The sequence below is a fragment of the Streptomyces sp. NBC_01257 genome (assembly GCF_035917255.1).
In the GTDB taxonomy this organism is placed as follows: domain Bacteria; phylum Actinomycetota; class Actinomycetes; order Streptomycetales; family Streptomycetaceae; genus Streptomyces.
In genome coordinates, this window is record NZ_CP108472.1 from 3,186,867 (window position 1) to 3,199,689 (window position 12,823).

Annotated in this window: 7 protein-coding genes; 5 read left to right on the forward strand and 2 right to left on the reverse strand. The window is 70.9% G+C overall.

Going from position 1 to position 12,823, the window contains the following annotated elements; translation table 11 throughout:
* Positions 1 to 76 precede the first annotated feature (76 nt).
* Positions 77 to 727 carry a mycothiol-dependent nitroreductase Rv2466c family protein gene (locus OG408_RS13550; RefSeq protein WP_266778779.1) on the reverse strand — a complete coding sequence of 217 codons (651 nt, stop codon included), beginning with the start codon at positions 725 to 727 and terminating at the stop codon, positions 77 to 79.
* A gap of 134 nt (positions 728 to 861) precedes the next feature.
* On the opposite strand from OG408_RS13550, the gene pepN (OG408_RS13555) reads away from it, so the two are divergent.
* From pepN (OG408_RS13555) to OG408_RS13570, 4 genes are all read left to right on the forward strand, one after another.
* Positions 862 to 3,459 carry an aminopeptidase N gene (pepN, locus tag OG408_RS13555; RefSeq protein WP_266778781.1) on the forward strand — a complete coding sequence of 866 codons (2,598 nt, stop codon included), beginning with the start codon at positions 862 to 864 and terminating at the stop codon, positions 3,457 to 3,459.
* A 305-nt stretch (positions 3,460 to 3,764) separates the two neighbouring features.
* Complete coding sequence (locus OG408_RS13560; RefSeq protein WP_326670042.1) at positions 3,765 to 4,832, forward strand: hypothetical protein; 1,068 nt, start codon at positions 3,765 to 3,767, stop codon at positions 4,830 to 4,832.
* Between the two features lie 176 nt (positions 4,833 to 5,008).
* Positions 5,009 to 8,320 (forward strand): S8 family serine peptidase, encoded by a 3,312-nt coding sequence (locus OG408_RS13565; protein ID WP_326670044.1) that lies wholly within the window; start codon positions 5,009 to 5,011, stop codon positions 8,318 to 8,320.
* A 188-nt stretch (positions 8,321 to 8,508) separates the two neighbouring features.
* Positions 8,509 to 9,537 (forward strand): aspartate-semialdehyde dehydrogenase, encoded by a 1,029-nt coding sequence (locus OG408_RS13570; RefSeq protein ID WP_326670045.1) that lies wholly within the window; start codon positions 8,509 to 8,511, stop codon positions 9,535 to 9,537.
* A gap of 72 nt (positions 9,538 to 9,609) precedes the next feature.
* Here the strand turns inward: OG408_RS13570 and OG408_RS13575 are convergent, their stop codons facing one another.
* Positions 9,610 to 10,113: a DUF1203 domain-containing protein gene (locus OG408_RS13575; RefSeq protein WP_326670047.1), complete on the reverse strand. Its 504-nt coding sequence runs from the start codon at positions 10,111 to 10,113 to the stop codon at positions 9,610 to 9,612.
* Positions 10,114 to 10,226: 113 nt separating this feature from the next.
* Here OG408_RS13575 and pepN (OG408_RS13580) point away from each other — a divergent pair, with 113 nt between their 5' ends.
* Complete coding sequence (pepN, locus tag OG408_RS13580; protein ID WP_266778791.1) at positions 10,227 to 12,803, forward strand: aminopeptidase N; 2,577 nt, start codon at positions 10,227 to 10,229, stop codon at positions 12,801 to 12,803.
* Positions 12,804 to 12,823: the final 20 nt, after the last annotated feature.

Here is a 12,823-nt window from a genome sequence, read left to right on the forward strand (position 1 = left end):
AACTCCGGCGGGGCCGGGTCACCGCGGGCGGGGTGCGGGGCCCGCCGTCACCGGCCCCGCGCCCCCGCTCACGCGATCAGTCGAAGACCGGGCCCTGGGTGCGGGTCCGCTTGATCTCGTAGAAGCCCGGGATGGACGCGACCAGCAGCGTGCCGTCCCACAGCTTCGCCGCGTCCTCGCCCTTCGGGGCGGGGGTGACGACCGGGCCGAAGAAGGCGATCTGCTCGCCGTCCGCGCCGGGCACCGCGATGACCGGGGTGCCGACGTCCTGGCCGACCTTGTCGATGCCCTCCTGGTGGGAGGCGCGCAGCTCGGTGTCGTACGCGTCGGAGTCGGCGTACTCCGCGAGCTCGGCCGGCAGGCCGACGTCCTTCAGCGCGGCCTCGACGGCCTCGCGGGTGGGGCCCTCGCCCTGGTTGTGGAAACGGGTGCCGAGCGCCGTGTAGAGCGGTCCGACGATGTCGTCGCCGTGCTTCTGCTGGGCGGCGGTCACCACGCGGACCGGGCCCCAGGCCTTGTTCTCCAGCAGGTCGCGGTATTCGTCGGGCAGCTCGTCCAGGCGGTTCTCGTTGAGCACGGCCAGGCTCATCACGTGCCAGCGGACCTCGACGTCGCGGACCTTCTCCACCTCCAGCATCCAGCGGGAGGTCATCCAGGCCCAGGGGCAGAGCGGGTCGAACCAGAAATCGGCGGGGGTCTTGGCGGTCACCGTGCTGTTGTCAGACATGTCTCTCCTCATGAGGACCGATCGCATCCTGTGGCCGAGAACACCGCCGGGCGCTCCCGCCATTCCCGCGTGCCGGGCCGGGAAGGGGCATGGGAGGATCAAACTATTCGAACGTGACACAAAGGAGTGTGCTCGTGCCCGGTGAGAACCTGTCCCGCGACGAGGCCCGTGAGCGGGCCGAGCTGCTGACCGTCGACGGATACGACGTCGCACTGGACGTCCGTTCCGCGATCGGTGGGCCCGACGGGGACGACGGGCAGAGTTCCGGTCCGCGGACCTTCCGCTCGGTGACGACGATCCGGTTCCGCTCGGCCCGTGCCGGTGCGACGACCTTCGCCGACCTGATCGCCCCGTCGGTGAACGCGGTGACCCTGGACGGCACCGTGCTGGACCCGGCGGCCGTCTTCGACGGCGTGCGGGTGACCCTGGCGGACCTGCCGGAGGGCGAACACGTCCTGGTGGTCGACGCGCAGTGCGCGTACAGCCGGACCGGCGAGGGCCTGCACCGCTTCGTCGACCCGGAGGACGGCGAGGTCTACCTCTACACGCAGTACGAGCCGGCGGACGCGCGTCGCGTCTTCGCCAACTTCGAGCAGCCCGACCTCAAGGCCCCCTACCGCTTCCGGGTGACCGCGCCCGCGGAGTGGACGGTCTGGAGCAACGGCGCCGAGGAGTCCCGCGAGGGCGGGGAGTGGCGGTTCGCCGAGACCGAGCCGATCTCGACGTACATCACGGCGGTCGTCGCCGGTCCGTACCACTACGTGACCGACTCCTACAGCCGTACGTTCGCCGACGGCACGACGCTGGACATCCCGCTCGGCGCGCTGTGCCGCAAGGGGCTCGCCAAGCACTTCGACGCCGACGACATCTTCCTGATCACCAAGCAGGGCCTGGACTTCTTCCACGACAACTTCGACTACCCGTACCCGTTCGGGAAGTACGACCAGGCGTTCGTGCCCGAGTACAACCTCGGCGCGATGGAGAACCCGGGCTGTGTCACGTTCCGCGAGGAGTACATCTTCCGCGGGAAGGTGACGCGGGCGTCGTACGAGAGCCGGGCCAACGTCATCCTGCACGAGATGGCGCACATGTGGTTCGGCGACCTCGTGACCATGCAGTGGTGGGACGACCTGTGGCTCAAGGAGTCGTTCGCCGACTTCATGGGCGTCTTCGCGATGGTGGAGTCGACCCGCTTCGAGGACGGCTGGATCACCTTCGCCAACAACCGCAAGTCCTGGGCCTACCGCGCCGACCAGCTGCCGTCCACCCACCCGATCACGGCCGACATCCGTGACCTGGAGGACGCCAAACTCAACTTCGACGGCATCACGTACGCCAAGGGCGCGTCGGTGCTGAAGCAGCTGGTGGCGTACGTGGGGCGGGACGCGTTCCTGGAGGGCGCGCGGCGCTACTTCAAGAAGCACGCCTACGGCAACACCCAGCTGGGCGACCTGCTGTCGGTGCTGGCCGAGACGTCCGGGCGGGACATGACCTCGTGGTCGCGCTCCTGGCTGCAGACCGCGGGCGTCAACTCGCTGACCCCGGTGGCGGTCTACGACGCCGCGGACCGCATCACCGAGCTGGCCGTCCTCCAGGAGGCGGCCGAATCGCATCCGGAGCTGCGACCCCACCGGGTCGCGGTCGGCCTGTACCGGCGCACGCCCGACGGTGACCTGGTGCGCTACGCCCGGGCCGAGGCGGACGTGGCGGGGCCGCGCACCGTGATCACGGAGCTGGCCGGGGCCGAGCGTCCCGAGCTGATCCTCGTCAACGACGACGACCTGACGTACTGCAAGGTCCGCTTCGACGAGGTGTCGCTGGCCACGCTCCGCGCCCACCTCGGCGACCTCACGGATCCGCTGGCGCGGGCGCTGTGCTGGTCCGCGCTGTGGAACCTCACCCGGGACGGGCTGATGCCGGCCCGCGACTTCGTCGCGCTGGTACTGGCCTTCTCCGGCCGGGAGACGGACATCGGCGTCCTGCAGATGCTGCACGCCTGGACCCGGACCTCGCTGGTCCACTACGCCGCCCCGGAGTGGCGCGAGGAGGGCGGCCGGGCGCTGGCCGAGGGCGCGCTGCGCGAGCTGCGGCTCGCGGTGCCGGGCAGCGAGCACCAGCTGGCCTGGGCCCGCTTCTTCGCGGCGGTCGCCGCATCGGACACCGACTTCCAGCTGCTGTCCGGGCTGCTCGACGGCACCGCCCGGATCGACGGTCTCGACGTCGACCAAGAGCTGCGCTGGGCGTTCCTGTCGCCGCTGGTCTCGCACGGCGCGGCCGACGAGGCGGCGGTCGGTGCCGAACTGGCCCGCGACGACACGGCGTCCGGCAAGCGCCACCAGGTGCGGTGCCTGGCCTCGCGCCCGTCGGCCGCGGTCAAGGCTCAGGCGTGGGCGGGTGTCGTCGAGTCGGACGCACTGTCCAACGCGCTGGTGGAGGCCACCATCCTGGGCTTCTCGCAGTCCTCGCAGCGCGCGTTGCTCGCGCCGTACGCGAGCACGTACTTCGCGGCGATCGAGCGGGTGTGGGCCGAGCGGTCGATCCAGATCGGGATGGCCGTGGTGAGGGGACTGTTCCCGGCCCTTCAGGACGATCCCGCCACGCTGGCGGCGACGGACGCGTGGCTCGACGCGCACGCGGACGCGGCCCCGGCGCTGCGGCGGCTGGTGCTGGAGGCGCGGGACGATCTGGCGCGGGCGCTGCGTGCGCAGGCGTGTGACGGCGCAGCCGTCTGACCGTGTTCCGGCCCGTCCGGTGTGACGTCCTCGTCGGGGTGCCGCGCACCTCGGCGAGGGTTCCGTCCTCACATGCCGGACGGGCTGGATGCCGCCGGGCCACGGGCCGGACCGGAGCCCCCGGGAGGCGTGCGCGTGCGGCGCGCGGGACAGCTGGTGCGCCCCCGGCGCCCGGCTCATAATCCCTGGCGGGTCAGGTCTTTTCGGCTGTCGAACGCCCGTACTTTAGGACGGCGTTGTCCGGGAATGTCGACGGGCCTGTAACAGGGGTTCAGGCCCCGGTGGCAAGCGGGATACACCGGAGCATGACCCAGAACACCCCGCTCTCCCCCTGCCACCTCCGCATCACCTCCGATGTCCGGCAACGCGTCCTTTCCACGGCCCAGTTGAAGGCCCGTGGCATCTCCCCCGCCCGGGCGGCCGAGCAGTGCCGGGCCGGCGGGCCGTGGCAGCAGCCGCTGCCCGGCGTCTTCGTGCTGCACCCGGGAAAGCTCAGCGGCCGGGAGCGGCTGCGGTCGGCCCTGCTGTACGCGGGCCGGCCACCGGCCTCCGGGCGGCGGACCCCGCCCGCCCGGGCCGACGGGGCCGACCCCGGGTACGGCGAGGCGATGATCACCGGGCTGGCCGCGCTGTCGCTGTACGGCTTCTCCGCCGCACCGCCCACGGTGTCCACGGACCGCATCGACGTACTGGTGCCGCGCATCCGCCGGCTGCGGTCGGTGCGCCACGTCCGGCTGGTGCGGACCTCCGAACTGCCCCGGCCGCAGTGGCTGGACGGCATTCCGGTGGCACCGGTGGCCCGCGCCCTGGCGGACGCCGTCGCCGGGCTCGGGGACGCGCACGCGGTGCGCCGGCTGCTCACCGAGGCGGTCCGCGGCGGTCACTGCGAACCCGCGGTCGTGGTGGGTGAGCTGAACCGCGCCAAGGTGCTCGACCGGCCCCAGGTGGTGAACGCCGTGGACTCGCTGCTCGCCGAGGGGCGGGCGCTCGCGGAGGAGCGGCTGTACGACATGGTGCGGTCCCACGGGCTGCCGGAGCCGCTGTGGAACGTGGACCTGCGGCTGCCCGGCGGTCCGCACCTGGGCGCGGTCGACGCCTACTGGCCCGAGGAGGCGGTGGCGGTGGAGCTGGACACCAGGGCCCCGCGGTACAGCCGGCTCGACGACGACCGCCGCCAGGAGCAGCACGAGGCCGAGTGGTCCGCGTACGCCGCCCGGCGCGAGCACCTGGAGCGGCTCGGCGTCACGGTCGTCCACCTCACGCCGCGGAAGCTGCGTGACACCCGGGAGCAGCAGGCGACCGTGGTGCGGACGGCGTTGATGGCGGCGGCCGACCGTACGCCTGCCGCGTACGTGATGATCCTGCCCAGGTGAGGTGGACACCCGCCACGTATCGCCCGTTTCATCCCTCGTGACGCTTTGACCCCGGTGGCGGAAGCCCGCCATGTACACAACTCGCCCCCCACAACTCTCCACAAACCCCTGTCATTTACGAAAGGGTGAGCGGTCATCCGGTACCGATTTCCGGACTCTCTCTTTCACATACAGGGATGCTGATGACCTCCGAATCCCCCGGTTACATACCCGGAGCGAGACGCGTGGCCCGAGTCGCGGCCGCCGCCGGACTGGTGGCCGCGCTGGCCGCCACCGGTGCCGCCCCCGTCTTCGCCGCCGACGACCCGGCCACCGCACCCGTCAAGGCCGCCGCGAGCGACGCCCCGGCGGACAAGCTCGGCACGGCCGACGCCGATGTTCTCGCCAAGGCCGAGGCCAAGGGCGAGAAGAACATCACCATGATGGTCTCCACCGCACCCGGCGCGACCGAGCAGGTCGCCAAGCAGTTCGACGCCGTCAAGGGCTCCGTGCTGGGGCGTACGTACGACAAGCTCGGGTACGTGCGGGCGACCGTGCCGACCGCATCGGCCGAGGCCACCATCAAGGCTGCCTCCAAGCTGAGCTCCGTCCGCGGCATCGATCTCAAGCAGGAGATCATGCTGGACGACCCGACCCCCGCGGCCGACCGGGCGACCGGCAGCAAGGCCAAGGCGAAGTCGACGGGCAGCTACGCCGCCCCGGGCAGGAAGACCCCGGCGAAGAACCCGTACAACCCGTCCTTCGAGACGGGCGCGGTCGACTTCGTCCAGCAGCACCCGAAGGCCGACGGCCGGGGCATCACCATCGGCGTCCTGGACGCAGGCGTCGACATCGCGCACCCCGCGCTCCAGAAGACCACCACCGGTGAGCGCAAGATCACCGACTGGGTGACGGCCACCGACCCGGTCAGTGACGGCGACGGCACCTGGCTGCGGATGACGGACGCCGTGTCCGGCCCGACGTTCACCTACAAGGGCCTGACCTACTCGGCCCCCAAGGGCTCGTACCGGATCAGCCTGTTCGCCGAGGCCGCCACCAAGGGCGGCGACATGGCGGGCGACCTGAACCGCGACGGCGACACCACCGACGTGTGGGCCGTGCTGTACGACCCGGTCACCGGCACCACCCGGGTGGACCTGAACAGCAACGCGGACTTCTCCGACGACACCGTCCTGAAGCCGTACAAGGAGAAGCACCAGGTCTCCTACTTCGGCAAGGACGACCCGCGCACCGACGTCGTCGAGCGCATCCCGTTCGTCGTCGAGACCCGCAAGGGCGTCGTGTACAACGCCGCCGGGGACACCTCCGACTACGTCTCCATCGGTGTCATCGAGTCCGAGCACGGCACGCACGTCGCGGGCATCACCGCGGCGAACGGCCTGTTCGGCGGCAAGATGAACGGTGCCGCGCCCGGCGCGAAGATCGTCTCCTCGCGTGCCTGCACCTGGTCCGGCGGCTGCACCAACATCGCGCTGATGGAGGGCATGGCCGACCTCGTCATCAACCGCGGCGTCGACATCGTCAACATGTCGATCGGCGGCCTGCCGCCGCTCAACGACGGCAACAACGCCCGCGCCGATCTGTACAAGCGGCTCGTCGACATCTACGGCGTCCAGCTGGTCATCTCGGCCGGCAACGACGGACCGGGTGTCAACACCATCGGTGACCCCGGCCTCGCCGACCACGTCATCTCGGTCGGCGCGTCCATCTCCAAGGAGACCTGGGCCGCGAACTACGGCTCCGGCGTCACCAAGAAGTACGACATGATGCCGTTCTCCTCGCGCGGTCCGCGTGAGGACGGCGGCTTCACGCCGACCCTGACGGCGCCCGGCGCGTCGATCAACTCGACGCAGACCTGGCTGCCCGGCTCGCCGGTCAAGGAGGCGGGCTACTCCCTGCCCGCCGGTTACTCCATGCTCCAGGGCACGTCGATGGCCTCCCCGCAGGCCGCCGGCGCGACCGCGCTGCTGCTGTCCGCCGCGAAGCAGCAGCACATCGAGCTGCCCCCGGCCGACCTGCGCACCGCGCTGACCAGCACCGCCACCCAGATCAAGGGAGTGCCCGCGCACGCCCAGGGTGCCGGTCTGATCGACATCGTCGCCGCCTGGAAGCAGATCCAGAAGCAGGGCGCCCCGGCGCACGAGTACACGGTCAAGGCCCCGGTCGACACCGCGATCGACTTCGCGCTGAAGACCCCGGGCTTCGGCACCGGCCTGTACGACCGCGAGGGCGGCCTGAAGGCCGGCCAGAAGAAGACGTACGACGTCACGGTCACCCGCACCACGGGCCCGGACAGGAACGTCAGCCACAAGCTGTCGTGGAAGTACGACGACGGCACGTTCAAGCTGACCGGGCCGAGCACCGTCTCGCTCCCGCTCGGCACACCGGTCACGGTCAAGGTCCAGGCGAAGCCGGGCAGCGCGGGCGTGCACAGCGCGATCCTGCAGGTCGACGACGCGAAGACCTCCGGAGTGGACCAGCAGATCCTGGCCACGGTCGTCGTCTCCAAGGAGCTGACGAAGCCGGTCTACGCGTTCAAGGCGTCCGGCTCGGTGCAGCGCAACGGCACCACGTCGTACTTCGTGACCGTGCCGGAGGGCGCCAAGACCCTCGAGGTCGCGATGAGCGCCCTGCGCTCGGGCAGCCAGACCCGCTTCATCTCCATCCACCCCTACGGGGTCGCGGTGGAGGACAGCGGGACGCCGTTCTGCTACCCGAACTACGAGAACCCGGCCAACACCTGCCGCCCCGACGTGCGCTCGTACGCCGACCCGCAGGCCGGCGTCTGGGAGATCGAGGTCGAGGCCCGGCGCACGTCGCCGCTGCTGGACAACCCGTACAAGCTGGATGTCTCGCTGCTCGGCGCCACCTTCGACCCGGCGGTGCAGACCATCGCCGAGGCGAAGATCGGCACCCCGGCCGCGGTGAACTGGACGGTCACCAACAACGCCGGTGACCTGGTGGGCAAGCTCAAGGGCGGCTCGCTGGGCTCGGCGGACGTCGAGCGTCCGTCGATCTCCACGGGCGGCGAGTACGTCAAGGAGGTCACCATCGGTGAGGGCGTCGAGAAGCTCGACTTCGCCATCGGCGGCACCTCGGACGCCAACGCCGACCTGGACCTGTACGTCTACAGGGGCGCGGCCGAGGTGGGCACCTCCACCACGGCGGGCTCCGAGGAGTCCGTCAGCCTGGTGAAGCCGGCCGCCGGTACGTACACGGTCGTCATCGACGGGTACGACGTCCCCGCCGGGACCACCGAGTACGACTACCGCGACGTGTACTACGCGCCGTCGCTCGGCACGATCTCCGTCGACGAGTCGAAGGCCGTGAACCTGGCCTCCGGCGCTTCGGCCCAGGTCGGTGCCGAGGTCGCGGTCGCCGGGGCCGCTCCCGAGGGCCGGCAGTTCTTCGGCGAGGTCCAGCTGGTGAATTCCCGCGGCACCGCGGCGGGCACCGGCAGCGTCGTGATCGAGAAGGTCACGCCGTAACGGCATCGCGCTGAACATGTGATCCGTACGACAGTGGGGCGGGCGCTCAACGGGCGCCCGCCCCACTGCCCTGTGCGCGCCCTCGCGGCGGCCGTCCGCAGGTCGGACAATGGATTGGACAAGGAAGCCGTGGACATACGCATCATGGAGCGGCAACCGTGCCCTTTCGTACGTCTGAAGGAGTTCCTGTGAAGGTCGGAATCGTCGGCGCCACCGGTCAGGTCGGCACAGTCATGCGCAGCATCCTGGCCGAGCGGAAGTTCCCCGTCGCCGAACTGCGCCTCTTCGCCTCCGCACGCTCCGCGGGCTCCACGATCACCTACGAGGGCACCGACATCACCGTCGAGGACGCCTCCACGGCCGACTACACCGGCCTGGACATCGTGCTCTTCTCCGCCGGCGGCGCGACGTCGAAGGCGCTCGCCGAGAAGGTCGCCGGCCAGGGCGCCGTCGTGATCGACAACTCCTCCGCCTGGCGCAAGGACCCCGAGGTCCCGCTGGTCGTCTCCGAGGTCAACGCGCACGCGATCGCGGACCGCCCCAAGGGCATCATCGCCAACCCGAACTGCACCACGATGGCCGCCATGCCCGTGCTGCGCCCGCTGCACGACGAGGCGGGCCTGGAGGCGCTGACCGTCGCCACGTACCAGGCGGTGTCCGGCTCCGGAGTGGCCGGCGTCGCCGAGCTGCACGGCCAGGCGTCCAAGGTCGTCGCCGACGCCGACAAGCTGACCCACGACGGCGGCGCCGTCGACTTCCCCGAGCCCGGCGTCTACAAGCGCCCCATCGCCTTCAACGTGCTGCCGCTGGCCGGCTCGATCGTCGACGACGGCTCCTTCGAGACGGACGAGGAGCAGAAGCTCCGCAACGAGTCCCGCAAGATCCTGGAGATCCCGGAGCTGAAGGTGTCCGGCACCTGCGTCCGCGTCCCGGTCTTCTCCGGCCACTCGCTCCAGGTCAACGCCCGCTTCGCCCGTCCGATCGGCGTGGAGCGCGCGTACGAGCTGCTGAAGGACGCCCCCGGCGTCGAGATCTCCGAGATCCCCACCCCGCTGCAGGCCGCCGGCCAGGACGCGTCCTTCGTCGGGCGCATCCGGGTCGACGAGACCGTCGAGCACGGCCTCGCGCTCTTCGTCTCCAACGACAACCTGCGCAAGGGCGCGGCGCTGAACGCGGTGCAGATCGCGGAGCTGGTCGCGGCGGAGCTCGCGGGCTGACCGCGTTCCGCCCCACCGCGGGGGTCCGGGGCTCCGTCCCCGGGCCCCCGCTCCTCGGCCGCCGAGGGGGCCTCAGTCCGTCCGGCGTACCTCGAAGTGCCAGCAGCCGTACTCCACGGCCCTGACGTGCACCAGCGCCACCTGCGGGTCGGCGAACGCCTCGGCGAAGGCATCGTCGTACCCCCGCTCCTCGTCCGCCGGGATCTCCATCAGCCGGCCGCCCACGATGTGGCCCTCCAGGTCGTAGCGCCGGACCGTCCGCAGCGCCCCCGCCCGCGAGAACGGGTAACCCGTGCGGCCGGGCGCCGGGCCCCCGCACTCCTCCGCGTGGATGAACACCGGCCCCTGCTCGTCATAGGCCCCGGGCCGGGCCCAGCTCGCGGCCGCCCACCGGCGCAGCGGCGCGTACGAGACGAGCGCGATCCGCTCCCCCGTCTCGTTCCCCCGCAGACAGCAGCGCAGCGGGTTTCCCGCGTCCGTGGCGGTGTACGGGACGCACGGGTGTCCCGCGTCGTCCGTCTCCCGGATCTCCTTCAGCGCGGCCGGTTCGATCGCGCGTGCCTCGTATTTGGTCATGGGACGAGAATGGCCCGCCGCGCCGGGGCGGTCCGGCGGAAAACGGACATCGCCCTGGGCCCGGCTCACGTGGAAGGATGGCCGGAAACATCGCATATCAAGGAGATGACCGCGTGCCTGGCACGAATCTGACCCGCGAAGAGGCACAGGAGCGGGCGCGCCTGCTGACCGTGGACGCGTACGAGATCGATCTCGACCTCTCCGGAGCGCAGGAGGGCGGGACCTACCGGTCCGTCACCACCGTGCGCTTCGACTCCGCCGAAGCCGGCGCGGAGACCTTCATCGACCTGGTCGCCCCCGCGGTGCACGAGGTCGAGCTGAACGGCAGGGCACTGGACGTCGCGGCGGTGTTCCGCGATTCGCGCATCACGCTGCCGCACCTGGTGGCGGGCTCCAACGAGCTGAAGGTCGTCGCCGACTGCGCGTACACCAACACCGGTGAGGGTCTGCACCGCTTCGTCGACCCGGTCGACCAGCAGGCCTACCTCTACACCCAGTTCGAGGTCCCGGACGCCCGCCGCGTCTTCGCGAGCTTCGAGCAGCCCGACCTGAAGGCGACCTTCCGGTTCACCGTGAAGGCCCCGTCCGGCTGGACCGTGATCTCCAACTCGCCGACGCCGGAGCCCGCGGACGACGTCTGGTCGTTCGAGCCGACGCCGCGCATCTCCACGTACATCACGGCCCTGATCGTCGGTCCGTACCACTCGGTGCACAGCAGCTACGAGAAGGACGGCCAGTCCGTCCCGCTCGGCATCTACTGCCGTCCCTCGCTCGCCGAGTTCCTCGACGCGGACGCGATCTTCGACGTCACGCGGCTGGGCTTCGACTGGTTCCAGGAGAAGTTCGACTACGCGTACCCGTTCGCCAAGTACGACCAGCTCTTCGTGCCGGAGTTCAACGCGGGCGCGATGGAGAACGCGGGCGCGGTCACCATCCGCGACCAGTACGTCTTCCGCTCCAAGGTGACGGACGCGGCGTACGAGACGCGGGCCGAGACGATCCTGCACGAGCTGGCCCACATGTGGTTCGGCGACCTCGTGACCATGGAGTGGTGGAACGACCTGTGGCTGAACGAGTCGTTCGCCACCTACACCTCCATCGCCTGCCTCTCGTACGCCGAGGGCTCGCAGTGGCCGCACTCCTGGACGACGTTCGCCAACTCCATGAAGACGTGGGCGTACCGGCAGGACCAGCTGCCCTCGACGCACCCGATCATGGCGGACATCCGTGACCTGGACGACGTCCTGGTCAACTTCGACGGCATCACGTACGCCAAGGGCGCCTCGGTCCTGAAGCAGCTGGTGGCGTACGTCGGCACGGACGCGTTCTTCAAGGGCGTCCAGGCGTACTTCAAGGCGCACGCGTTCGGCAACACCCGGCTCTCCGACCTGCTCGGCGCGCTGGAGGAGACCTCCGGCCGCGACCTGAAGACCTGGTCGAAGGCGTGGCTGGAGACGGCCGGGATCAACATCCTGCGCCCGGAGATCGAGACGGACGCCAACGGTCACGTCACCTCGTTCACCGTCCTCCAGGAGGCGCCCGCGCTGCCCGCCGGCGCGAAGGGCGAGCCGACGCTGCGGCCGCACCGGATCGCCATCGGCTGCTACGGCCTGGACGAGACCGGCAAGCTGGTCCGTACGGACCGGATCGAGCTGGACGTGGACGGCGAGCGCACCACCGTGCCGTTCCCCGCCGGTACCGCGCGCCCCGCCGTCATCCTCCTCAACGACGACGACCTCAGCTACGCGAAGGTCCGCCTGGACGAGGAGTCGCTGCGGGTCGTCACCGGGCACCTGGGCGACTTCACCGAGTCGCTGCCGCGCGCCCTGTGCTGGTCGGCCGCCTGGGACATGACGCGGGACGGCGAACTGGCCACCCGCGACTACCTCGCGCTCGTCCTGTCCGGGGTGGGCAAGGAGACGGACATCGGCGTCGTCCAGTCGCTGCACCGTCAGGTGAAGCTGGCGCTCGACCTGTACGCGGCGCCGGAGTGGCGCGAGGCGGGTCTGACCCAGTGGACCGAGGCGACGCTCGCGCACCTGCGCGCGGCGGAGCCGGGCAGCGACCACCAGCTGGCCTGGGCGCGCGCGTTCGCGGCCACGGCCCGCAACCCCCAGCAGCTCGATCTGCTGCAGGCGCTGCTCGACGGCACCGAGGCGATCGAGGGCCTGGCCGTCGACACCGAGCTGCGCTGGGCGTTCGTCCAGCGGCTGGCCGCGACCGGGCTGCTCGACGACGAGGAGATCGACGCCGAGTACGCGCGCGACCGGACGGCGGCGGGCGAGCGGCACGCGGCGTCCGCCCGTGCGGCGCGTCCCTCCGAGGAGGCGAAGGCCGAGGCGTGGGCGTCGGTCGTCGAGTCCGACAAGCTGCCGAACTCCCTCCAGGAGGCGGTCATCAGCGGCTTCGTGCAGACCGACCAGCGCGAACTGCTGGCGCCGTACGCGGAGAAGTTCTTCGCCGCGGTGAAGGACGTCTGGGACTCGCGGAGCCACGAAATGGCCCAGCAGGTCGCCATCGGCCTCTACCCGGCGCTGCACGTCTCGCAGGAGACCCTGGACGCCACGGACACCTGGCTGGCCTCGGCCGAGCCGGGCGCCGCGCTGCGCCGGCTGATGTCGGAGTCCCGGTCCGGTGTGGAGCGGGCGCTGAAGGCCCGGGCGGCGGACGCGGCGGCGGCCACCGCGTAGCCATCGTGTGGGGAGGGGCC

Excerpts from the sequence above, each read along its gene's own strand:
- OG408_RS13550 (WP_266778779.1), bottom strand. The coding sequence starts at position 727 with ATGTCTGACAACAGCACGGTGACCGCCAAGACCCCCGCCGATTTCTGG.
- OG408_RS13560 (WP_326670042.1), top strand. The coding sequence starts at position 3,765 with ATGACCCAGAACACCCCGCTCTCCCCCTGCCACCTCCGCATCACCTCC.
- OG408_RS13565 (WP_326670044.1), top strand. The coding sequence starts at position 5,009 with ATGCTGATGACCTCCGAATCCCCCGGTTACATACCCGGAGCGAGACGC.
- OG408_RS13575 (WP_326670047.1), bottom strand. The coding sequence starts at position 10,113 with ATGACCAAATACGAGGCACGCGCGATCGAACCGGCCGCGCTGAAGGAG.